This window comes from Streptomyces sp. NPDC047706 (assembly GCF_043204795.1).
Classification (GTDB): domain Bacteria; phylum Actinomycetota; class Actinomycetes; order Streptomycetales; family Streptomycetaceae; genus Streptomyces.
The window spans coordinates 1-22234 of record NZ_JBIDCW010000047.1; the positions used below are offsets into that span (position 1 = coordinate 1).

General features: G+C 71.4%; 19 protein-coding genes, 2 tRNA genes and 1 pseudogene. 12 read left to right on the plus strand and 10 right to left on the minus strand.

Translation table 11 applies throughout. The features are described 5' to 3' along the window. Nucleotides 1–44: 44 nt before the first annotated feature. Nucleotides 45–593: pseudogene (locus tag ACGF8A_RS33815) on the minus strand (hypothetical protein); the annotation flags it as partial. Nucleotides 594–718: 125 nt separating this feature from the next. Here ACGF8A_RS33815 and ACGF8A_RS33820 point away from each other — a divergent pair. The 3 genes from ACGF8A_RS33820 to ACGF8A_RS33830 all read left to right on the plus strand — a co-directional run bounded on the left by ACGF8A_RS33820 (nucleotide 719) and on the right by ACGF8A_RS33830 (nucleotide 2550). Continuing rightward, nucleotides 719–949: a hypothetical protein gene (locus tag ACGF8A_RS33820; protein ID WP_046916453.1), complete on the plus strand. Its 231-nt coding sequence runs from the start codon at nucleotides 719–721 to the stop codon at nucleotides 947–949. Nucleotides 950–1194: 245 nt separating this feature from the next. After that, on the plus strand, nucleotides 1195–1638 hold the full coding sequence (locus ACGF8A_RS33825) for a glycine-rich domain-containing protein (protein WP_393114531.1): 444 nt from the start codon (nucleotides 1195–1197) through the stop codon (nucleotides 1636–1638). 117 nt (nucleotides 1639–1755) lie between these two features. Then, the gene (locus ACGF8A_RS33830; protein WP_393114568.1) at nucleotides 1756–2550 is read left to right on the plus strand and encodes a protein kinase; all 795 of its coding nucleotides are present in this window, start codon (nucleotides 1756–1758) and stop codon (nucleotides 2548–2550) included. A 930-nt stretch (nucleotides 2551–3480) separates the two neighbouring features. On the opposite strand, the gene ACGF8A_RS33835 is transcribed toward ACGF8A_RS33830, so the two are convergent. Continuing rightward, nucleotides 3481–3786, minus strand: coding sequence for a hypothetical protein (locus ACGF8A_RS33835; RefSeq protein WP_393114533.1), 306 nt, complete (start codon nucleotides 3784–3786; stop codon nucleotides 3481–3483). Between the two features lie 52 nt (nucleotides 3787–3838). Between ACGF8A_RS33835 and ACGF8A_RS33840 the strand changes: the two genes are divergently transcribed. The 5 genes from ACGF8A_RS33840 (at nucleotide 3839) to xerC (ending at nucleotide 8625) form a co-directional block, all read left to right on the plus strand. Further along, a complete protein-coding gene (locus tag ACGF8A_RS33840) occupies nucleotides 3839–4792 on the plus strand; it encodes a hypothetical protein (protein ID WP_393114535.1) in 954 nt (317 codons plus the stop codon). A 59-nt stretch (nucleotides 4793–4851) separates the two neighbouring features. Beyond that, the gene (locus tag ACGF8A_RS33845) at nucleotides 4852–5547 is read left to right on the plus strand and encodes a DUF2637 domain-containing protein (protein WP_393114537.1); all 696 of its coding nucleotides are present in this window, start codon (nucleotides 4852–4854) and stop codon (nucleotides 5545–5547) included. Between the two features lie 152 nt (nucleotides 5548–5699). Beyond that, nucleotides 5700–7163, plus strand: coding sequence for a replication initiator (locus ACGF8A_RS33850; RefSeq protein WP_393114539.1), 1464 nt, complete (start codon nucleotides 5700–5702; stop codon nucleotides 7161–7163). Beyond that, a complete protein-coding gene (locus tag ACGF8A_RS33855; protein WP_393114541.1) occupies nucleotides 7160–7342 on the plus strand; it encodes a helix-turn-helix domain-containing protein in 183 nt (60 codons plus the stop codon). The genes ACGF8A_RS33850 and ACGF8A_RS33855 overlap by 4 nt, the downstream gene beginning before the upstream one ends. Continuing rightward, on the plus strand, nucleotides 7342–8625 hold the full coding sequence (gene xerC / locus ACGF8A_RS33860; RefSeq protein WP_393114543.1) for a tyrosine recombinase XerC: 1284 nt from the start codon (nucleotides 7342–7344) through the stop codon (nucleotides 8623–8625). Before ACGF8A_RS33855 ends, xerC begins: the two co-directional genes overlap by 1 nt. Nucleotides 8626–8716: 91 nt before the next feature. Here the strand turns inward: xerC and ACGF8A_RS33865 are convergent. Together ACGF8A_RS33865 and ACGF8A_RS33870 are read right to left on the minus strand one after the other, a co-directional pair. Further along, nucleotides 8717–8789: transfer RNA gene (locus ACGF8A_RS33865), tRNA-Arg, on the minus strand. Nucleotides 8790–8983: 194 nt separating this feature from the next. Further along, nucleotides 8984–9074 (minus strand) — tRNA-Ser (locus tag ACGF8A_RS33870). Nucleotides 9075–9243: 169 nt separating this feature from the next. Here ACGF8A_RS33870 and ACGF8A_RS33875 point away from each other — a divergent pair. Together ACGF8A_RS33875 and ACGF8A_RS33880 are read left to right on the plus strand one after the other, a co-directional pair. Beyond that, complete coding sequence (locus tag ACGF8A_RS33875) at nucleotides 9244–9720, plus strand: SSI family serine proteinase inhibitor (RefSeq protein WP_393114546.1); 477 nt, start codon at nucleotides 9244–9246, stop codon at nucleotides 9718–9720. A 649-nt stretch (nucleotides 9721–10369) separates the two neighbouring features. After that, nucleotides 10370–14668, plus strand: coding sequence for a PAS domain-containing protein (locus tag ACGF8A_RS33880; protein ID WP_393114548.1), 4299 nt, complete (start codon nucleotides 10370–10372; stop codon nucleotides 14666–14668). A gap of 36 nt (nucleotides 14669–14704) precedes the next feature. Here ACGF8A_RS33880 and ACGF8A_RS33885 read toward each other — a convergent pair whose 3' ends face one another. The 6 genes from ACGF8A_RS33885 to ACGF8A_RS33910 form a co-directional block, all read right to left on the minus strand. Continuing rightward, entirely contained in the window at nucleotides 14705–15445 is a 741-nt protein-coding gene (locus tag ACGF8A_RS33885) for a hypothetical protein (RefSeq protein WP_393114550.1), read from the minus strand. A 66-nt stretch (nucleotides 15446–15511) separates the two neighbouring features. Then, complete coding sequence (locus ACGF8A_RS33890; RefSeq protein WP_393114552.1) at nucleotides 15512–17167, minus strand: long-chain fatty acid--CoA ligase; 1656 nt, start codon at nucleotides 17165–17167, stop codon at nucleotides 15512–15514. A 149-nt stretch (nucleotides 17168–17316) separates the two neighbouring features. After that, entirely contained in the window at nucleotides 17317–17874 is a 558-nt protein-coding gene (locus ACGF8A_RS33895; RefSeq protein WP_393114555.1) for a SigE family RNA polymerase sigma factor, read from the minus strand. Between the two features lie 336 nt (nucleotides 17875–18210). Continuing rightward, nucleotides 18211–18867 carry a hypothetical protein gene (locus tag ACGF8A_RS33900; protein ID WP_393114557.1) on the minus strand — a complete coding sequence of 219 codons (657 nt, stop codon included), beginning with the start codon at nucleotides 18865–18867 and terminating at the stop codon, nucleotides 18211–18213. Beyond that, nucleotides 18864–19784: a bifunctional MaoC family dehydratase N-terminal/OB-fold nucleic acid binding domain-containing protein gene (locus tag ACGF8A_RS33905; protein WP_393114559.1), complete on the minus strand. Its 921-nt coding sequence runs from the start codon at nucleotides 19782–19784 to the stop codon at nucleotides 18864–18866. Before ACGF8A_RS33905 ends, ACGF8A_RS33900 begins: the two co-directional genes overlap by 4 nt. Before the next feature lie 269 nt (nucleotides 19785–20053). Beyond that, nucleotides 20054–20377, minus strand: coding sequence for a hypothetical protein (locus tag ACGF8A_RS33910; RefSeq protein ID WP_393114562.1), 324 nt, complete (start codon nucleotides 20375–20377; stop codon nucleotides 20054–20056). 362 nt (nucleotides 20378–20739) lie between these two features. On the opposite strand from ACGF8A_RS33910, the gene ACGF8A_RS33915 reads away from it, so the two are divergent. Together ACGF8A_RS33915 and ACGF8A_RS33920 are read left to right on the plus strand one after the other, a co-directional pair. Beyond that, on the plus strand, nucleotides 20740–21603 hold the full coding sequence (locus ACGF8A_RS33915) for a bifunctional DNA primase/polymerase (RefSeq protein WP_393114564.1): 864 nt from the start codon (nucleotides 20740–20742) through the stop codon (nucleotides 21601–21603). 43 nt (nucleotides 21604–21646) lie between these two features. Continuing rightward, the gene (locus tag ACGF8A_RS33920; protein ID WP_393114566.1) at nucleotides 21647–22078 is read left to right on the plus strand and encodes a hypothetical protein; all 432 of its coding nucleotides are present in this window, start codon (nucleotides 21647–21649) and stop codon (nucleotides 22076–22078) included. Nucleotides 22079–22234: the final 156 nt, after the last annotated feature.

Genomic DNA, 22234 nt, shown 5'->3' on the forward strand with positions numbered 1-22234 from the left:
GACCGCCGCGATCTGGCACAACTTCCAGACCGGCCAGGCGGTCAGCCGCTCACTGACCGCCTACGACCACTGACCGTATTCGGAAAGACTCGTCTCAGTGCTTCGCCGCCGTGCTGATCGTCCCGACGCCAGTAGTCCTCGATGGAGGAACGGAACGCTTCGAGCGTGGCTGGGCTGAGGGTGGTCCGGGTGGCCAGCGCCAAGATGCTGTCGACGTCCGGGCCCGGAAGAGACGCGGCTGACCGTTCCTCGGGCTCTGGCACTTGAGGTGCCTCGCGCTCGGTGACCGCGAGAGCCTGCGGTGTCTCCCAGGGGCGGCGGGCAAGTCCGAGCATGTCTCCTGGGATGCGCAAGCCGTCCGAGATCCGCTCGATCACGTCCATGTGAAGCAACTGGCGGCGCTCGGAGATCACTTCGCCGACCCGGCTCGGAGTCAGGTCGCAGCGCCTCGCGATCATCGACGGATAGATGCCCGCTCGGGTCTTCACCAGCCGGAAGACTCGGGCGAAGTCCCGCACCCGGCACGCGTTGATCATCTCGGGGTCGGTGAGCAGCCTGGCAGGTAATTCCTGCGGCCGGTCGGCGTCGGGCATCGGGCCAGCTCCCACACTGCGAGCGCTACGCAACGTCGCGGATTCTCTACTAGCCGCGATATTACCCAAGTTGGGTAATCAGCCTGGCCTTTTGGCAGGGGTGCCCTGATCGCGATGCTCCTCTCATGGCGAGCAATCAGCAGACCAGACCAGGCATCAGCGAGCTGGCGAAGGACCGTGCCACCGGACGCATCGGGGTCGTCATGGGTGAGGTCGGCGGCCGTGTGCAGATGCGGCCGGTCCGTGGTGGCAGGGAGTGGGATGCCATGCGGGACGACGTGGAGGCGCTCAGCGCTCGGGAGGAGCTGAGCGTGCGGCTGGCCGCGAGAAACGGCAACAGTCGGGTCGGGCTGTGATGCGCGCCGTCGGCCGTTACGCCGGGGTCCTGTTCATCATCTGCATCAGCGGTTCGTGCGGATTGGTGATCGGTGTGGCCCTCGGCATCGGCCAGTAGACCGGCCGCCCCGAACGGGTGCCGTTACGGCTCCCCCGTCCCCGTTCGGGGCCGGCCTCCAAGCCCGCTCGCGATGGTCTTCGAGCCGCGCTCGGTGATCGCGACGGCAGGTACGTGCCCTGCACCTCTCACACCAGGAGACTGCACATGACGGCAACAGCGAACGATCAGAAGACCGGTCGCGCGGTGGCAGGTGAGGAACTGTTCCAGAGCCTCACCCACTTCGTGATCACCCACAACGGGCAGTCGCCCGAGCGTGCCGAGCGGATCGCGGACCAAGCGGTCGCGTTCGTCGTCACGGCTGCCACCGCCACCGTTCCCATGGTCCCGTCCGACGACGTGGACCTCGGCCTGCACGCGCTCATCCTGCACACGAAGGAGTACGCCGGGCTGTGCGAGCAGTACGCGGGCCGCTTCCTCCACCACAACCCGAAGCCGGGCGGTGGGGCACGCGACCCTGAGAAGGTCGCTGCCTCGGCTCACGCCATGAAGGCGGCCGGGTTCATGGTCTTCGACGACCTGTGGACCGTGGACGGCACGAACCTCGCGCAGTGCGACTCGGACTGCGGCCGACCCTACGGTCAGGACTGACCCACACAACAGCGACGCGACCGGCCTCGACTCGGGGTCGGTCGCGTACGCCTGGAAGGAGAAGAGACGTTGCCCGGCTCAACCGCTGAACTGCCGATCGTGGTGCTCGACGCGCTCATGCCCACGGCTCAGCGCCTCGTCATCAACCGCCGGGGCTCCACGGTCTGGGAGGTGGAAGGCAATCGGGGCCACTACGCCGTGAAACTCGGCCACCCGATCGAAGCCACCGCCGACTGGGCCGCCCAGCCCTGGACCGCACTCGCGCCGGCGCGCGAGGGCGCCGTACTCCACCGACTCGGCCTCGACCTCGACGCGATCGCCTACGGCGAGTGGGAGCGCGGGACGTGGAACTTCCAGCCGTGGCGCGAAGGGCCGGACCTGTACCGGCTGTGGGAACCCTGCCGTAAGCCGGACTCGTCCATCGCGCCGCACACCAGCGTCGCCCTGGGGTGCGTCGAAGCACTGGCGGAACTGCACGCGAAGGGCTGGGCACACGGAGACGTGCAACCGGCCCACTTCATCATCGGGCCCGAACGGACGCATCTGATCGACCTCGCCCTCGCCCGTGGCGGCACCGTCCCCCAGGGATACGACTTCCCGTTCCGCGGCTGCCTCGTCCACTACGAAGCACCCGAGATCGCCCGCAGCGTGCTCGCCACCGGGGAAGCCGAACCCACGCCGGAAGCCGACATCTACGCACTCGGCGCGTCCCTGCTCATCTCCGCCACCGGCTGGCGAGCGGTCGAGTACCCGGACGACGCTCCTCGCCCCGTGCAGAGAGAAGCCGTGGCGAACGGTCGACGCCGTGCCGTGAAGGCGCCCGGTGAGCTGGGCGAACTGATCGAAGCCATGCTCAGCCACGCGCCCGAGGACCGGCCGACGATCTACGAGGTGGGTAAAGCCCTGAGCTAGTCCCCAACCCTGCGCGCCGTGGTTGCTCGTACGGCGGCGGGCCGACAACGACAGACCGGACCACCCCTCAGCCTGGACAGCATTCCGGGTGGTCCGGTCGTGGAAGCCCTGATCAGGACCCCGGTGCCGATGGTACCGGGGTGGTCGGCGTGCCCGAATACGGGTGCGGCCACAACCTCGGCGTCGTGTTGTCGAGTTGGAGAGGGTCACCGGTGAAGTCCCGTCGAGGAACGCAGTTCTGGCCTCAGCCACCGAAAGTCAGCCACGACGGCGGGCGCGCCGAACGAGCACCCGTCACGTGTGCCTCCAGCAACCCCGTACGGGCCTCAGCCACGCTGCCCGAATATGTCACGGACCGTGCTCCCGTCTGCCTGGGCGTTGTGAGCGTACGGACGGCACTCCACTCCGCTTCGTGCCTCCGGTGCGATACGGCGGGCGGTGGCACGGTGCGCTCGTCACCGGGGCGCTTCGGTGTGGTCCTCGCGATCGGGACGGTCGAGTTGCTTCCCGCTCTGGCAGTCCGCATCGGTGGTGTTGCGCGCTGAGCGGCCGGGGGCCGCCGCAGCGGTGGCGGAGACAGGGAGCGGCGGCGGCCCGTGGCCGCCAGCGCGCGCGGACCGCCGTAGGCGGGCCGCCTTGATCCAGTAAAGAAACTCTGAACAGCACGCAGGGCAGTGGCCCAGCAACCTGAGAGAGGCACGGATGCCGTCGGCAGGATCCGGCGGCTCGGACAGTGCGGCACGGAACAACGGCGCGGCAGCAAGCGGGGAGCGATGACCGAGCACATACCGGACAACGAAATGGGGTCGACCAGCATTCACGTCGGGAACACGGATCAGGTAGTCGCACTGATCGAGGAGATGCGGGCCATGGTCGTCCGCCTCAGCAGAGAGACCAAGGAACTGCGAGAGGAAGTGGCCCAGCTCAGGACTACGACTTCGACTGCTGCGCTGCCTTCAACTCCTCTACTTCACGGCGTAGTTCCTGATGATCAGCGCTAAGGGCACGGATCTCGTCGCGTAGCGATGTGAGGATGTCAGCGAGGTTGGCCCCGGCGGCTTCAGCGTCGTCGGGCCTTCCCTCTCCTGGCTCTGCCTGGCCTGGCTTCTGGCCCTTCTTCGACAAGTACCAAGCTGGCGCGGTGTAGTTCGCAGAGAACTCGCCCCCACCGTCATGGTCTGCGACGAAGCTCCCTCGGCCATGGATCGTGTAGATCAGGCCCTCGTCGCGCAGCACGTTGAGCGCGGACCTCACCCAGGACAAGCCTGGGCAGGTCCTCATCCGGGGTGTGCGACTGGATCCACTGAAGTTCCCCACCGAGCACCACCCCTCGGGCGACGCACCGGAAGAGACGGCCCAGTGGGATCTGGGCTTGGACGAGTACGCGCAACCCGTATCCGTGAACCTCACGCAGGTGCCCGGCGTGACCGTGGCTGGCCTTCCCGGCTTCGGCAAGACCAGCCTGATCAACCGGCTTCTCTCCGATTGGGCACCCTCCCCCGCAGTGCAGTTCGCCTGCGCGGACGGCAAGGTGTCGGCTGCCTACGAAGGCGACTACGCCGACTGGGTCCAGCGGATGTTCGCCTTCGTGGGCGACGACTTGGAAGAGGCCAACAAGCTGTTCCGACACCTGGTGGAGCTCCGCCGCGCGCGGTCGGCGTCCGTGCGCCAAGCGCTCGGCGTGAAGTCCATGTGGGACGTGGGCCCCTCCGAGAGCTGGCCCCTGGTCGTGCTGATCGTCGACGAAGCCCACACCTACTTCCGCGACCACAAGGGCAGCGACCAGCAGACGAAGAAACTGGCCGCGCTCGCCGCCGAGAACGCCCGGCTCGTGGAAGACCTGGTGAAGAAGGGCCGGTCCGTGGGTCTACTCGTCATCCTCACCACTCAGAAGTCCACGGGCGACGCGATCCCCACCTTCATCCGCGACGTATGCCCCGTCGGCCTGAGCTTCGCCCAGAAGACCGCCGAAGCCGCCGTGGCCGCTCTCGGCGACGAGATCCGGGAATGGCCGGACGCCAACCCGATCAACCTCCAGGACCCCACCTACGTCGGTGTCGCGTCCATGAACCACCAGTCGCAACCCGGGTTCACCCGCATCCGCACGCCCTACGTGCCCGACGCGGAAGCGGCTCGTATCGCCGAGCAGACGGCCAGCCTCACCGCCGACCCATACGCCCTCCTGGAAGCCTTCCTCGGCCCTCGCATGGCGGACGTGGATCTCGCCAAGCTCGACGCCTGAGCAGCCGGACCGACCGCGCTCGCACGTTCCCGACACTCCAGGAGAGGAGGTGAAATCCCATGACAGAGGACCGGATCACTCAGCGCACCATCACTGCCATCATGATCGTCATCGCTGCGCTGGCGTTCGTCTTCTCCTTCGGCAACGTCTGGTCCCTCGCCCTGCGCCTCGGCGTCCCCGGCCCGATCGCACCGCTCATCGCCCCGATGGTGGACCTGTCCGTGGTCGGCCTCCTGGTCGCGCTCCGCTACCTCTCCCTGCGCGGCCTGCCCGCAGACCAGATGACGGCAGCCACCCGCCTCATGCACTTCTCCGGACTGCTGACCCTCGCCCTCAACGTCGCAGAACCGATCGTCGCCGGACACTACGGCCGCGCCGCCGTCGACGCGGTGGCCCCGCTGCTCCTCCTCGGCTGGGGCTCCGTCGGCCCGCAGCTCCTGCGCGCCTTCCACACCGTTGCGCGCCCTGCCGTACCGGCCCCCCAGCCAGAAGAGATCGAGTCCGTACCAGAGACGGCTTCTGACTCGCCCCGCCCTGCGGTGCCGCTCACCACGGCCACGGCCCCGGTCGCTCCTCGCATCGCCCCGGCACCCGCCTCGACTGCGGTCAAGGTTCCTGAGCCGCTGCTGACCGAAGCCCGATCCATCGCGACGGCCCACCACACCGAGCACGGCGAACCGATCACGGCGGCCCAGCTCAAGACGCGACTCGGGATCGGCCTGCCCATGGCCACCGCGCTTCACGCCGCGCTGTAGAACTCCGCCCTTCCGCCGGCCTCTCCGGCACCTCCCACCGCCGCCCGCCCCTGGGCCCGACTTGCCATGCCTGCGGGCAGCAGCCCGAGCGCACTGAATCGCTGCTGCCCGCAGGTCCTCACCCTCGCGCCAGAAAGGACACCCCGCCACCCATGCACCGCCCCCTCGACCTGCGCCACGTCGTCAGCCCCGGTCTGCGGGACCTGGTCGAACTGGCCAACACCGACGACTTCGACCGCGTGACGGAACAGGTCCGCGACCTTCGCGGCTGCACCAGTCCCGTCAACCTGCACGGCTGGACGATCACCACCGACCAGACCACCAAGCAAGTGATCCGCTCCTACCGCTCCGAGGACGAACCCTCCGGACGCCTCCTCACCACCTGCGGCAACCGTCGCGCCTCCCGCTGCCCTGCATGCTCCCGCCTCTACGCGGCTGACACTTACCACCTGATCAAGGCCGGACTATCCGGCGGCAAGAATGTCGCCGAAGCCGTCCGCGACCACCCCCGTGCCTTCGTCACCCTCACCGCCCCGTCCTTCGGCCCTGTCCACAACCGCCCCACGACCGACACGGGCAAGCCCCGCCCTTGCGCATGCGGCGAGAGCCACCCCCAGGACGCTCCCGAACTCGGCACCCCGCTCCGCCCGGCAACCTACGACTACACCGGCGCCGTGCTGTGGAACGCGCACGCCGGGGCCCTGTGGGCACGCTTCACGATCTACCTACGCCGTGCCCTCGCCGAGCACCTCGGCATGACGCAGAAAGCACTCAACGCGTCTCTCCGCGTCTCGTTCGCCAAGGTCGCCGAGTACCAGCAACGCGGCCTGGTCCACTTCCACGCGGTCGTCCGCTTCGACGGTCCCGACGGCCACACCACGTCGCCCCCGGCCTGGGCCACGTTCGACGCCCTACGCATCGCCGTCGGCCTGGCGGTCGAGCGTGCCCGGCTCACGGTCGAGTCGGACGCGGTCGGCGAACGCGTCATCCGGTGGGGCGACCGTTTCAAGGTGGACCAGATCTCGGCCCTGGGTGACGGCGAACTCACAGACGCCAAGGTCGCCGGATACGTCGCCAAGTACGCCACGAAGAACGCCGAGGGCGCGGGCACCGTGGACCGCACCCTCGTATGCCGCCCCTGCGCCGGACGCGGCTACGTACGCGGCCCCGACGGCTTCCGCGACCTGTGCGACGACTGCGACGGTACCGGCCAAGCCGAACCCCTCACCGATCTCCCGGTGCAGCAGCACGCACGCCAGATGATCCGCACGGCCTGGGCGCTCGGCCACCTCCCCGAGTTCGCCGATCTCAAGCTCTGGAAGTGGGCCCACATGCTCGGCTTCCGCGGCCACTTCTCCAGCAAGTCACGCGCCTACTCGACCACCCTCGGCGCGCTCCGTGACGTACGCCGTGCGTGGCGCCTGGCCCAGGTCGAAGCCGCCCGTATCCGCGCCGGCCTCCCGGTCGACGGCGAGAGCACCACCCTCGTCACCGCCTCGTCGTGGACCTACCTCAGCAGCGGCTACCGCCCCGGTGAAGAACTCCTCGCCGCCCAGGTCCGACATGACATCGCCCAATCGCAACGAGCCAAGAAGGAAGGGCTGGTGCCTGCATGACGATGGCCGTGCTCACCGTGGACCAGGTCGCCGAGCGCCTCGGCATCAGCCGCTGGAAGGTCCACGACCTGATCCGCTCCCGCGAACTCACCTCTTTCAAGATCGGCCGCTGCCGACGCATCAGCGAAGCCGCCGTGGCCGCCTACATATCTCTCCGCATCGAGCAGGAAGCCGCGTGATGACCAAGCCGAAGAAGAACCCCAACAATGAGGGCACCATCTACCTCCGCAAAGACGGACGCTGGGAGGGAAGCGCGTACGTCCTCACTACAGACGGCATCTACAAACGGCGCAGCGTCTACGGCAAGACCTGGGACGACGCGCACGAGAGGCTCACCAAGCTCAAAGCCAACTCCCTCAGCGGCCTCCCGGTCGCCACCAACAAGATGACCATCGCGGAGTACCTGGCGTACTGGCTGGCGAACGTCGCCAAAGGCAAGGTCCGCCGGACCACTTACGTCAACTACGAGTCCCTCGTCCGTAACTACATCACCTCGGAGTTCGGCAAGAAGAAGCTCGTCCGGCTCACCGCCCGCGACATTCGTGCCTTCCTCGCGAAGACTGCCGTCACCTGCCAGTGCTGCGCGCAGAGCAAGGACAAGAAGCGGCCGGAACACAAGCGGCGCTGCTGCGCCCTCCGGAAGTGCTGCAAGAAGCTTCCGTCCGACCGGACCGTGCGCTTCCTCCTGGTGATCCTGCGTGCCGCTCTCCAGCACGCCGTACGTGAGGACGAGTTGCCGCGCAACGTGGCCCGGAACGTGGAGCTGAGCATGGGAGCGAAGCGCGAGATCGGACCGCTCACCGCCAAGGAGGGGCGTCAGCTCCTGACGGCGGCCCGGGACAACCGGCTGTGGGCCGCGTACGAACTGGCGGTCCGCATCGGCCTCCGGCGCGGTGAGCTGCTGGGCCTGCGCTGGTCGGACGTGGACCTTCACGAAGGGGTGCTCACTGTTCGGCAGGCCCTACAGCGCGTGGGCGGTGAGCTGCTGATCGTCGCGCCGAAGACGCAGCGCTCGGCTCGTCGCGTGGCCCTGCCCGCCGAGTGCGTGACGGCGCTCCGTGCCCAGCGCGCCCAGCAGATCGCCGACCGGAAAGCGGCTGGTGCCAACTGGAAGGGGACGGGCCACGGCCTCGTCTTCACCACCAAGAATGGGACCCCCATCGAGCCGCGCAACCTGAACCGCTCGTTCGAGGTGCTGTGCGCCCGCGCCGACGTTCGCAAGGTCCGCTTTCATGACCTGCGCCACACCTGCGCCTCGCTCCTCCACGAGCAGGGCGCCGACGCCCGCATGATCATGGAAGTCCTCGGCCACAGCTCGATCCGCGTGACCATGGACATCTACACCTTCGTCCGACTCGACTCCCAGCGCTCCGCCTTCGATCGCGTCGGCGACGCGCTGAGGGGTGACGGCAACGATCCGGACGACGATGACGGCGCGGCCGGCGTCCCCGTAGCCGTCTAGCCAGCCCCGGAATCCGGTTGCCGTCAAACACTGCCGTCAAGGCATAAAGCAGAGGCCCTGTGGATCACTCCACAGGGCCTCTGACGTGCTGTGCACTCGGCAGGATTCGAACCTGCAACCTTCTGATCCGTAGTCAGATGCTCTATCCGTTAAGCTACGAGTGCTTGTCCTTGTTCTATTGTCCCGCCGCTCCCGGCCCTTTCGGCCCGCTCGCGGCGACAGGAAGAACATTACATGACTGCCGCCGTCATGTGAAATCCGTTAGCCGCACCCCTTGTGACCTGCGAAAACGCTGTTTCAGAGGCCCTCAGAACGACCGAAGCCCCGGTCCGGGGAGGACCAGGGCTTCGGTGTCGCGCGGAGGCGGAGGGATTTGAACCCTCGATGGGCTTTAAGACCCAAACCGCATTAGCAGTGCGGCGCCATAGACCGGACTAGGCGACGCCTCCAGCACAGCCGCTCACGCGTCGGCGAGTGGTGTGTGCAGATGATGACACAGTCGAGCGCGCTGTCACCAATCGCCCCCTACGGTACTAGGCAGGCGGGCCGCAGGGCAAAGGGCTTCCCCGCCGGTGAGGCGCCGCGCAACGTACCGGGGCGTAGGGCGTTGGTCAGGTCATGTTGCAGGTCATGCGTCACACGCTGCCCCGGCTCGCTCTCGCCGCCGGTGCCTCCCTCGCCGCGCTCAGCGCCCTCTCCGCCGCCCCGGCGGCTGCCGCACCCTCCGCCTTCCCCGGCGGGCCCCTCGGACACCCCCTCGGCGACACCGGTCACCTCACGGTCACCGTCAGCGGTGTGAGCAGTGGTGCCGACGGGACCTTCGAGGTGCGGTGCCACCCGAACGGCGGGAGTCATCCGGACGCTGACGGCGCCTGCCAGGCGCTGGAGCGGGAGACCCGGTGGGGGCAGGACGTCTTCGCGCCGGTGCCCCGGGACAGCATGTGCACCATGCAGTACGGCGGTCCCGGCACCGCCCACGTCACCGGGACGTGGGCCGGACGACCCGTCGATGCCACGTTCGACCGCAGCAACGGTTGTGAGATCGCCCGCTGGGACCGGCTCGTGCCGCTGCTGCCGGGGGCGGCCCGCGCGTAAACCTTGATGCCGCCGCTCCGACGGCCCCCACCCCACACTGCCTGCCGCCTCGCCGCCACCGCGGGCGACGAAGACCATCCCGCCTGCCGCCTCGCCGCCGCCGCAGGCCCCCGCGGCCTGTCGCTCCACCGCCGCCGCAGGCCCCCCGCCTGCTCCACAGCCGCCGGTCCGGCAGCAGCCCCCGCCCGTCGGTCTACGCAACCACCACCGGGCCCGCATCCAGACCGGAAAGCCTCCTCGCCACCAGGCCCGCACCCACGCCGGAAAGCCTCCTCGCCACCAGGCCCGCACCCAGACCGCAAAGCCGTAACTCCACAGGGGCCCGCACCCACGCCGGAAAGTCCCCTCGCACCGCTCCCGATCCCGTCCCGCCGGGGGCCTCCTCACCCCCGGCTCCCGAGCACGGCTCTGCCAGTCCGAAGCCGCGCGCGTAAAGATCCGGCGCAGGGGGCGCGAACGGCGCGTGGCGGTGGTGTGGCGGGGCTGGGACGCACTCCCGTTCGGTGTCACTTCGTCGTGCGACCTCTCTCTCATCCCGCGTCGCGAGGACAACCCCAGCCCTTAGACTCCCTCGCGTGACACGTCGCGGGCCGGTTGGCAAGATGGCCCGAGCGGTCGGCAAGGTGCGGTAACAGGAGGGAAGCGTCTCGTGAGCAGCAGGCCATCCCGAGGCGCTGCTCGCCTCGCAGCCATACTGGACGCGCTGCCCGACGCGTTGGTGCTGGTCAACGCCAACGGGACCGTCGTCAACGCGAACACCATCGCCCTGGAGGCCTTCGAGGCGCCGGGCACCGCCCTGGTCGGGCGCGGGCTGCTGGACCTGCTCCCGCAGTTCGACTCGAAGCTCATCCCCGGCTCCATGCGGCGCCCCGAGCACATCGACCCGCGCGGGCGGACCAAGCCGACCCGGATGATCGCCCGGCGCACGGACGGCAGCGAGTTCCCCGTCGAGGTCACCAGCGCCAACCTCGAGAACGGTCAGCAGGCCTACGACAGTTACGGCTACACCAGCGACGAGCTGCTGATGCTCGTGGTGCGCGACCTGTCCGGGACCGTGGACACCGAGGCCGAGCTGGCCCGCTCGCAGCGGCAGACCGAGATGATCCTGCGGGCCGCGTCCGAGGGCGTCGTCGGCACCGACACCGACGGCCGGATCGTGCTCGTCAACCCGGCCGCCGCCCAGATCCTCGGCTACCGCGCCGGTGAACTCGGCGGCAAGGGGCTGCACAACCTCGTCCTCCACTCCCGCGCCGACGGGTCCCCCTTCCCGTACGAGGAGTCCGCGCTCGCCGACACGCTGCGCTCGGGGCGCAAGCACCGGGTGCGGGGGCAGGTGCTGTGGTCCAAGGGCGGGGACAAGGTCTCCGTCGACCTCACGACCGCGCCCGTCCGGGACGGCGACGAGCTCGTCGGCGCCGTGATGACGTTCGCCGACCGGCGCCCGTACGACGTCCTCGCCGAGGAGAAGGCGGCCGTGGAGAAGCGGCACGCCGAGGAACTGGAGCGGCTCTCCGAGGAGCACGCCTCCGATCTCACCGCGCTGCGCCAGCAGCACGTGACCGAGCTGGAGGAGCTGCGCGAGCAGCACATGGAGGAGGTGGCGGCGAGCGAGGAGCGGTACGCCGCGCTCGCCGAGCGGGAGAAGGACCGGTACGAGGCGCTCGCCGGGCGCCACGACCAGCTGCTGACGCTGCTCGCCCGCTCGCTGCGCGGGCCGCTGGACGAGCTGCGCCGCGATCTCGCGGCCCTCGCCGCCGACGACGCCGGCCAGCTGTGGCCCGAGGCCAACCAGGTCCTGCACCACCTCTCGGCCGGGTACTCGCGGATCACCCAGCTCATCGACAACGTCCTCGCCTACCAGCGGATCGACGCCGGGGCCGAGGCGATCACGCGTACGAAGGTGATGCTCGACGCGGTCGTCGCGGCCGGTGTCGACGGCGCCGTCGAACTCGTCGGACCGGGGCGCGTGCAGTTCGCCGTCCACGCGCCGCCCATCGAGGCCGAGGTCGACCCGCAGCGGCTGGCCACCGCGCTCGCGCATCTCGTCGCGGACGTCGCGGGCGTCGACGCCACCGGCAACGCGCCCGTCTCGGCGGGCGGTTACATGGACAACACGGTCGTGGTCGCGGCGGCGCAGCGCGGCGAGGTCGTACGGATCGAGGTGCGCGGGCCGTACGCCGGGGGAGACCCGGTGCACGAGCCGATCGTGCGCGGGATCGTGCGCGCGCACGGCGGCGTGCTCCAGACGCACGAGGTGCCGGGCATGAGCGGCAGCGCGTACGTGCTCGAAGTGCCGCTCGGCGGCGGGGCGGGGGCCGTTGCCGCGCCGGCCGCGCCCGAGGCCGCGCCCGAGGCCGAGGAGATCTCCGGCGGCGGGCGGCGGCGCGCGCGGCGGGCCTCCGTGGACGCCTTCCTGGAGAGCGAGGTGCCGCAGGCCGCGGCCGCCGAGATCGAGGCCGCCGCTCCGACCGGACGCCGTCGGCGGCGGGCCGCTCCTGAGGCGGCGCCGGCGCCCGAGGCCGTCGACGCGGGTGAGGCCGGCGGCGGTAGCGGGCGGCGGCGCGGACGGCCGGCCGAGGGCGCCGAGCTCGCCGTGCCGGACGCGACGACGGACGGTGCGGCGCGGGACGGAGTCAGCGAGGGCGCCGTCCTCACCGCGGCCGAGCACGCCGCGGGGACGGCCGCGGCCGCGAACGGCCTGGGCGGGACGGTTCCGCCGCAGGGCGTGCCCGCGCCCGGCGGCGGGCGGCGGGCCCGGCGCGCGGCGGGCGAACAGCACGCTCTGCCGGCGGCGTTGCCCGCGGCCGGCTCGGACGCTGCTGCGGCAGCCGCTCCGGATCCTGCCGCCGCGGTCGTTCCCGCCGGGGCCGGTGCCGAGAGCGGGCAGCAGTCGAGCGGCCGCCGGCGGCGGGCGCTCGCCGCGGCCCAGGAGCGCGCCGCAGCCCAGGAGACGGGCCCGCGCACGGTGTTCGCGCTGCCGCCCGCCGACGCGGACCGGGGAGCGGTCGCCCAGGCGACGGTTCCCGCGCCCGCGCAGCCTCAGGATCCGGGGCCGGCGGCCCTTCAGGTACCGGGGCAGGGCGGTCCGCAGGACGTCCCGCAGATCGGTGCGGCGCAGGCCCAGGTGCCGAGCCAGGGCACGCCCGGTGCCCCGCCCGCCGACGACGGCGGCCGGCATGACGCCGTGGCGCATGACCGGTCCGAGGACCACACTCCGCCGCAGCCGCATCCGGTGAGCGCGCCGACGGGCCGCCGCCGTCGCGTGGCCGCCCCGCAGGCGGAGGGCAGCGGGGCGCCCGCGCAGGCGATCCCGGCCCAGGCGACTCCGGCGCAGGCGGCTCCGGTCGGGACGGCTCCCGCACCGTCGGCGCGGCCCGCCGTCCACAACCAGCCGCAGCCGGTCCCCGCGGCCTCGGTGGCCGAGGCTCCCCAGGCCGCACCGGTCGCCCAGCCGCGCGGCGTCCCCGCGCAGCAGCCCGCCGAGCCGGGCGCCGCCCAGCCGCTGCCGGGTCAGCAGACCCCGGCACAGCCCATCCCCGGGCGGCCCGCCCCGCAGCAGACGCAGACGCCGGCCGCCGGTCAGCCGCTGCCCGCCGAGGCGGCGCCGGCGGGCAGCACGCCGCCTCCGCAGCAGTGGCCCGCCAGTGCCGGTGCGGACGAGACGCCCGGCGCGGGCACTCCCGTACCGCAGCCCCAGCCCGGGGCCGGGGCCCCCACGCAGGCTGCGGCCGGTGGCCCGCTGCCGCCCGAGGCAGGCGCCGGGCCGGCCGCCGCGGCGCGGGCGCGGATGGCGCAGCCGCTGCCCGCGGAGGCCGGCGGTGCCACCGCGCCGGTGGATCCGAACTCCACGCAGGGCCGGGCGATCAGCGTGCGGACCCTGGGTCAGGGTGTGCCGTTCACCCGGCAGGCGGCCCAGGTGCAGCAGCCGTCGGCCGGGGCGACGCCCCCTCCGCACCAGACGGCCGGCGGTGGCCGGCGACGCAAGCTGGGCACGCCGCCGGAGCCCGCCGCCGAGCGCCCGCACCCGCAGGGGGAGCAGCCGTCCGCCCCGCAGAAGCAGTCCGGACAGTCCCGGCTCGGCGGGCCGGCGAGTGAGGGCGCCGGACGGTCGTACGCCATAGGCGCACCGGACGAGAACGCCGCCGAGGGCCCCGAACCGCTGGACGGTCCCGGTGGGGCCGTCGAGGTCGCGGACCCGCCCCGGCCGCAGCCGATGGACGACGAGCTGCCGCCGGAGCCGCTCGACAACCCGCGCCGGCTGCTGGTCTGGCCCGCTCCGGACGTGTCGACGCAGCAGGCGCTCAGCGACCGTGGCTACCGGCCGGTGATCGTGCACTCGCGCGAGGAGGTGGACGCGCAGATCGCCGCGTTCCCGGCGGCGCTGTTCGTGGACCCGCTGACCGGGCCGATCACACGGACGGCGCTGCAGTCGCTGCGGCAGGCGGCCGTGGCGGCGGAGGTGCCGGTGATGGTGACGGCCGGGCTCGGCCAGGCGACGCGCGAGGCGGCCTACGGTGCCGATCCCGCCGTCCTGCTGAAGGCGCTCGCGCCGCGGGACAGTGAGCAGCATCCGCCGCGGGTGCTGCTGATCGAGGAGCACGCGGAGATCGCGCTGGCGCTGACGGCGACGCTGGAGCGGCGCGGGATGCAGGTGGCGCGGGCGGCGAGCGACGTGGACGCGGTGACGCTGGCGGGGCAGTTCCGTCCGAACCTGGTGGTGATGGACCTGATGCAGGTGCATCGGCGGCAGGCCGGGATCGTCGACTGGCTGCGCGCGAACGGGCAGCTCAACCGCACCCCGCTGGTGGTCTACACGGCCGCCGTCGACCAGGCCGACCTGCCGCGGCTCGCGTCCGGCGAGACGGTGCTGTTCCTCGCCGAGCGGTCCACGAGCACGGAGGTGCAGAGCCGGATCGTGGACCTGCTGTCGCGGATCGGGACCAACTGACCTTCCCGCGGGGCCGGTCAGGGGCGGCGCGCACGGTCAGCGGGGCGCGCCGGCGCTTTTGAGGGCACGGACGACGGCCTGTTCGTCACGGCCGTTGACGGCCTTCTCCAGGCTCACGTCGGACCGGCGGGAGAAGCGTTCGCCGCGCGCCACGTCCTCCTCGGACAGGACCCGCCCGCACCATTCGCCCCGCCCTGCCGTGCGGTCGTCGAACGGGACGGCGGCGCCCTCGCCGAGGACGGCCCAGCCGCCTGCCGTCCGGCGCACGGCGAGCAGATAGGTGTGGCCGGGCTCCAGGCGGGGTGCGTAGCCCGCGGTCCGTTTCAGGCGGGCGCCGCTCACGCGGTGGACGCGCCAGCCGGGGGCGGTCAGCTCGAAGGTGGCGTCGATCGACCGGCCGGGACGCGGGCCGGACCACAGGACGTCATCCGTACGGAAGGTGACCGTCCGGTCGGTCTCGTAGCGGTACGTGCCCTTCTCGAAGTCGCGCCTGCCGGTCTCCTCCTCACGGACCGGCGTGCCGACGACGACGAGGTCGGCGTTCCCGATCCAGTCCTGGGCGGTCTGCGAGGGGTAGGAATCCTCCGCCGGACCGCAGCCGACCACCGTGTCCAGCCCGCCGCGGCCGACCAGCACGGCTGCGGCGACACCCGCGAGGGCCAGGAACAGCGCGACGGGGCGGGGCGGGACACCACGGGCCGAGTACGTCAGGTTCATGACGTAGTAGACGATCACCCGGCCGCACCGGTGCGCCGGACACGGTGCGTTGTGGATCACACCCGGAGCGCTGTGGACGCCGTCGTACGGCGGTGCCGGTCACCGCCGTACGAGCGGGTGCGGAGCTCAGAGCCGGGTGACGTCCAGCTCCCCTGCGGCGTACTGCTTGCGCAGCACCTTCTTGTCGAACTTGCCGACGCTCGTCTTCGGGACCGCCGGGATGACCGTCCACCGCTCCGGGAGCTGCCACTTGGCGATCCTGCCCTCGTCGGCGAGGAAGGCACGGAGGGTCTCGAAGTCGGCGGTGGCGCCCTCCCTCAGCACGACCGTGGCCAGCGGGCGCTCGCCCCACTTCTCGTCGGGGACGGCCACCACGGCGGCCTCGGCGACCTCCGGGTGGGACATCAGGGCGTTCTCCAGGTCCACCGAGGAGATCCACTCGCCGCCGGACTTGATGACGTCCTTGGCGCGGTCGGTGAGGGTCAGGTAGCCGTCGGCGCTGATCGTGCCGACGTCGCCGGTCTTGAGCCAGCCGTCCTCGCTGAACTTGTCGGCGGGGCGCAGGGGTTCGGCGTCGGGGCCGTTGTAGTAGGCGCCCGCGATCCAGGGGCCGCGGACCTCGAGCTCGCCCGCGGACTCGCCGTCCCAGGGCAGACGCTCGCCACCGGGACCGGTGAGGCGGGCCTCGACGCCGGCCGGGAAACGGCCCTGGGTGAGCCGGTAGCCGAACTCCTCGTCCGTGCCCACCGCGTGGGCCGGCGGGCGGGCGACCGTGCCGAGCGGGGAGGTCTCGGTCATGCCCCAGGCGTGACAGACCCGCATGCCCAGCTCGTCGAACGCCTTCATCAGCGAGGGCGGGCAGGCCGAGCCGCCGATGGTGACCTGGGTCAGGGAACGGACGTCCCGCGGGTTCGCGGTCAGCTCGGCGAGCAGGCCCTGCCAGATGGTGGGGACCGCGGCGGCGTGCGTCGGCTTCTCCCGCTCGATCATCTCGGCGAGCGGGGCAGGCTGCAGGAAGCGGTCCGGCATCAGCATGTTGACGCCGGTCATGAAGGTGGCGTGCGGCAGGCCCCAGGCGTTGACGTGGAACTGGGGGACCACCACGAGGGAGGTGTCCTCGTCGGTCAGGCCCATGGACTGGGTCATGTTGACCTGCATGGAGTGCAGGTAGACCGAACGGTGGCTGTAGACCACGCCCTTGGGGTCGCCCGTGGTGCCGGAGGTGTAGCACATGGCGGCGGCCTGCCGCTCGTCCAGGTCCGGCCAGTCGAAGGTGTCCGGCCTGCCGGCGATCAGGTCCTCGTACTCGTGCACCTGGACGTCGGCCTCCGCGAGGAGCGAGCGGTCGCCCGGGCCGGCGACGACGACGTGCTTGAGCGTCTTCAGGTGCGGCAGGAGGGGCGCCAGCAGCGGCAGCAGGGAGCCGTTGGCGACCACCACCCGGTCGGCGGCGTGGTTGACGATCCAGGCCAGCTGCTCCGGGGGCAGGCGGAGGTTGAGGGTGTGCAGGACCGCGCCCATGCAGGGGATCGCGAAGTACGCCTCCACATGCTCGGCGTTGTTCCACATCAGGGTTGCCACCCGGTCGTCGGCCTCGACCCCGAGTTCGTCGCGCAGGGCGTGCGCCAACCGGGCCGCGCGGGCGCCGATCTCGGCGTAGGAGCGGCGCTGCGGGTCCCCTTCGCCCGTCCAGGTGATCACCTGCGACGATCCGTGGATCGTGGACCCATGGGCCAGGATCCTCGAGATCAGCAGCGGTACGTCCTGCATGGTGCTCAGCACGGCGTCCTCCCGGGGCGACATTGCCTGCGCGGCGGTAAGTGTGCGCTGATTCTGCGCACATACCGTTCGGTATGTCACTAGACCCGGCTGATCGATCACTTCACGTTGCCGGACAGAACGAGTCAGAATCGAACAACGCCCAGCTCAGCTCACCGGACCAGCCCGAGCTCGGCGTCCTCACGCAGCTTGCCCAGGGCCCTTGACACCGCCGACTTCACCGTGCCGACGGACACCCCGAGCACCTCGGCCGTCTGAGCCTCGCTCAGGTCCTCGTAGTACCTGAGGACGACCATCGCCCGCTGCCGGGCCGGGAGTCTCATGATCGCCCGCCACATCGCGTCGCGCAGCGCCTGCTGCTCCGCCGGGTCGTCACCGCCGGGCAGCGGCTCGGGCTCGGGCAGCTCGTCGCAGGCGAACTCGTCCACCCGGCGCTTGCGCCACTGCGAGGTACGGGTGTTCAGCAGCGCGCGCCGGACATAGCCGTCCAGCGCGCGGTGGTCCTCGATGCGCTCCCAGGCGACGTACGTCTTGGTGAGCGCGGTCTGCAGCAGGTCCTCCGCGTCGCTCGGGTTCGCGGTGAGCGACCGGGCGGTACGCAGCAGCACGGGCTGGCGGGCCCGGACGTACGACGCGAACGACGGGTACGTGAGGGTCTGCGTCCGAGGTGCGGCCGCGTTCGAAGCGGTGGTGCAGACGGGTGTGGTCATGGCTCCAAGCTAGATTCCGGGGCCCCTCACGCGGATCGCCCGCAGGTCCCGAAGCGGGGTCCGCCTCAGGGTGTAGAGGTGGGGCCGGCTGCACCTCCTGGAGGTGGACCAGAGGTCGACCCCCCTGCGGGTGCGACCCCTAGGGGGCACGCAAGGGGCACGCTTGCCGGGCTGCCAGGCGCGGCCCACCATCGCCGCCGCACCCGAAGCGCCGCCCGTCGTCGCCGCCACACCCCAAGCGCCCCGTCATCGCCGCTGCCCCCGGAGGGGTGCCCTCATCGGCGACGCCTTCCTGGAGCCTCGCTGCGCACTGCGTCGACGGCCGCCAACGGACGTTCACCTCGCCGCCGTCAGCACCAGTCCCGACGTCGGCACGCCCGTGCCCGCCGTCACCAGCGCCCGCTCCGCGCCCGGCACCTGGTTCACGGACGTGCCGCGCAGTTGCCGTACCGCCTCGGCGATCCCGTTCATGCCGTGCAGGTACGCCTCCCCGAGCTGGCCTCCGTGCGTGTTCAGAGGCAGCCGGTCCTCAGCGATGAAGCCGGCCGCCTCGCCGCGCCCGCAGAACCCGTACTCCTCGAGTTGCATGAGCACGAACGGCGTGAAGTGGTCGTACAGGATCGCCACGTCGATGTCGGCCGGTCCGCAGCCCGCCGTGCGCCACAGCCGGCGCGCCACCACCGCGGCCTCCGGCAGCCCGGTGAGGTCACCGGCGTAGAAGCCCGTCATGGTGTCGCCCGGGTAGTTGGGCGCGCCGAGCCGGATGGCGACCTTGCGCAGCACGGCGGTGGGACCGAAGTGGTCGGTGATGTAGCGGCCGACCAGGCCGTTCGTGGTCAGGATGTTCATGAAGACGTCCGGCGAGCCCTTCTGCCGTGCGAGCTCCGGGTCGTGGTGGACGTCCTGGTAGTCGCGTGAGGCGATCGCCCCGGCCACGATCAGCGTGCGGGTGATCCCGATCTCCAGCGGCGGCAGTGCGTCGCCCACGTTCACGACAGTCCTCCCCGGAAGACCGGCAGCACCGACTCGTCGTCGTAGCGGCGGAACTCCAGCCGTACCGGCATCCCGATCCGCACCTTGTCGTACGGCACCCCGACCACGTTACTGACGATGCGCACACCTTCCGCCAGTTCGATCAGGCCGACGGCGTACGGAGGGTCGAAGGCCGGGAAGGGCGGGTGGTGCATGACGACGTACGAATGGACCGTGCCGTCCCCGGCCGCCCGGACGGTGTCCCAGCCGAGGCCGCCGCACCTGTCGCAGCCGGGGAGCCAGGGCAAGCGCAGGGCCCGGCAGCCGGCGCAGCGCTGGATCAGCAGCTCGTGCCGCTGGACGCCCTCCCAGAAGCCGGCGTTGTCGCGGTTCAGGACAGGGCGCGGGCGGGTCTCGGCCGGGGGGTGGTGCCGCCGGGCGGGGGCGTACTTCAGGATGCGGAAGCGGTGGGTGCCGGCGAGTTGGCCGGCGGCGTGGACGCGGGTGCGGGTGGTGACGAAGTGGCCGGTGCCGAGCTTGGTGGTCTTCCTCGCCGAGACCGACTCGATCACCGTGTCGAAGGTGATCTCGTCGCCGGGGCGCAGCGGACGCAGGTACTCCTGCTCGCAGTCGGTGGCGACGACCGAGGTGCAGCCGGCCTCGTCGAGCAGGGCGAGGAGTTCGTCGTAGGCCGGGGTCCGGGTGGTGGGGCCGGAGCCGCCGGGGTGCCCCGCGAGGCCGGCCATGGTCCAGGCCTGGAGCATGGTGGGCGGGGCGACGGCGCCGGGGCTGGTGTACGCGGGGCTGGTGTCGCCGAGGGCCTCGCACCAGTGGCGGATCATGGGCAGGTTGACGGGGTCCTTGCCGGTCCCGGCGAGCGTGGCGGGGCGCCCCTCGTAGGCCTTGAGGCGCGCGGCCAGGTCGTCGTCGTCGGTCATGGCCGTGGTGGCCCCCTTCCCTTGGACAGCTTCTGACGCACCGTCAGGCGCTCGGCCTCCCCGCTCCCAGAAATCCTGACTGTCCGTCAGATAGGGGCCTCTGTCAAGGCCGGAATCCGTGCACGGCCCGGACGGGGCCGGCACCCGGAGGGAAAACGCCTGCGCGGCGGCGCCGAAGCACCGCCGCGCGGACTGACCTTGTTCACCCCACTGAACACGCCCCACACGTGAGTCGAGGGGAGCGGCGCCGGTGCGCCCGCCCCCTCAGATCACCACCAGGGGTAGAAGTTGACGGCGACGTTCTCGTTGCCCTGCTGGACGGCCGTGTACGCCGAGTCGTCGACCTGCGCGGTGTTGCTCTGGTTCGAGGCGCCGGCGCCGACCGCCTGCTGCTGCGTGGTCGACGAGTTGCCGTTGTTGTCGTCGCCGACGCCGCTGCCGATGATGCCCGCGAACGCGTTGGTGACGGAGGCGGTCGATCCGTTGTCCGCGAAGGAGCCGTTGTCCGCCGTCGCGACACCGGCGAAGAGGGCGGCTGCGAGCGGAAGGGCGGAGACTGCGGCGACTACGCGAGCGGTACGGATGCTTGCCATGTTGGGTTCCTCCAGTAGCAAATACGCCCGGCCGGACGGCCTTGAGCGCGTGAAGTACGGCTTTCACCAGGGCGGTTGGCCTACCGCCCCGGCTGTGTGAGCACGACGTCGCGAGATCAGGATTGCCCACCGAATCCCCGGCGAACCATCCCGGAAGCGGTGATTCAACCTCAAGCGTGATGACAAGTCGATAAACCCCTCAGGCCACGTCGACCCCGCCCTTCAGGGCACACAGGGCGCCTCGGCACCAAGCGGCACAAGAGGTGAAGCGTTCCATCAACTTTTCCGCCAATCCGCTGGTCACCGGCGGGCCGGGCGCGCCCCCTCTTCCCTTCTTCGAACACTCATACGAAAATAGGAGCATGGCCACCATCGACCGGCAGGCCACGACGCTGGCCCTCGCACACGCCCTGTCAGCCGCCGAACGCGGACTGGCCGTCATCCCCCTCTCCCGGACCAAGCTCCCGGCCCTGCGTTCCCCCCACCGCACCGACCCGGCGGCTCCGCCCTGCCACGGTGAATGCGGGCGCTTCGGACACGGGGTGCACGACGCCTCGACCGACCCGCGCCGGATCCGCGAACTGTTCGCCGCCGCACCCTGGGCCACCGGGTACGGCATCGCCTGCGGGCTGCCCCCGCACCAGCTGATCGGCGTCGACCTGGACACCAAGTCGGGCACGGACTCCTCGGCCGCACTGCGCGAACTGGCACTGCGGCATCTGTTCACGATCCCGCAGACGGTGGTCGTCCTCACCCCCAGCGGCGGCCGCCACCTGTGGCTCACCGGCCCCCCGGACACCGCCGTCCCCAATTCGGCAGGCCGCCTCGCCCCCGGCATCGACGTCCGCGGCGCCGGCGGCTACCTCGTCGGCCCCGGTTCCCGCACCGACCACGGCGTGTACGGCACCGCACCGGGCACGGCCCATCTGCCCCCGGCTCCCTGCCCACCGGCCCTGCTCCGCCTGCTCCTCCCACCACCGCGCACGCCGGCCGCATCGACTGCCAGGACCGGTCACGGCCAGGGCCTCGTCCAGTTCGTCCTCGCGGCGCACGAGGGGCAGCGCAACACCCGCCTGTTCTGGGCGGCCTGCCGCGCCTACGAGAACGGGCTCGCCCCGGACCTGGTCCCCGCACTGACCGAGGCGGCCCTCGGAACCGGCCTCAGCGAACGGGAGGCCCGCGCCACCATCGCCTCCGCGGCCCGCCTGACCGGCCACCACCCGTGAGAACCGGCTGATCGGCCCCGGGCCCTCGTCCTAGGGTGTGGCCATGTCGCTGACGCGGGTCGTCCTCTCCTCCGGCCGTTCGATCGAACTGACCGAGCTGCGCATGTCCTCGACCTACGCCGGGATGCTGGAGGGCTATCCCTGTGCACCGGTCAACGACATGAAGATCAACGCGCTGATACGGGGCGCGCAACGGGCCTACCCCACGAGGCGCGTCCACCTGATCCCCCCTCCGCGCGACTACCCCGACCAGGGCGGCGGCGCCTTCGGGCCGGTGGAGGTGCTGCCGGCGGTGGGGTGCGTCGGGGCGTTCCACTCCTCGCCGGTGGACGAGTCCCACGACCCTGCCCTCTACCGCTCCTGCCTCACGCTGGTGTGGTTCCAGCCGACCCCGGCGGCACCGTCGGGCCATGAGGCGGATGCGGGGCTGCTCGGCCTGGCCTGGGAGGAACTGGCCCAGGACGACGAACTCTGATCACCCGAACGAGCCGGGCGCCGTGCATACCCCGGAAACCCCGTCGGGGGGGGGGGGGGGGGGCGGGGGGGGGGGGGGGCGGGGGGGGGGGGGGGGGGGGGTTTTTGCCCCCGGGGGCGAGGGGCCCCCGGCGGTTTTGTTTGCGGTACCGTAGGC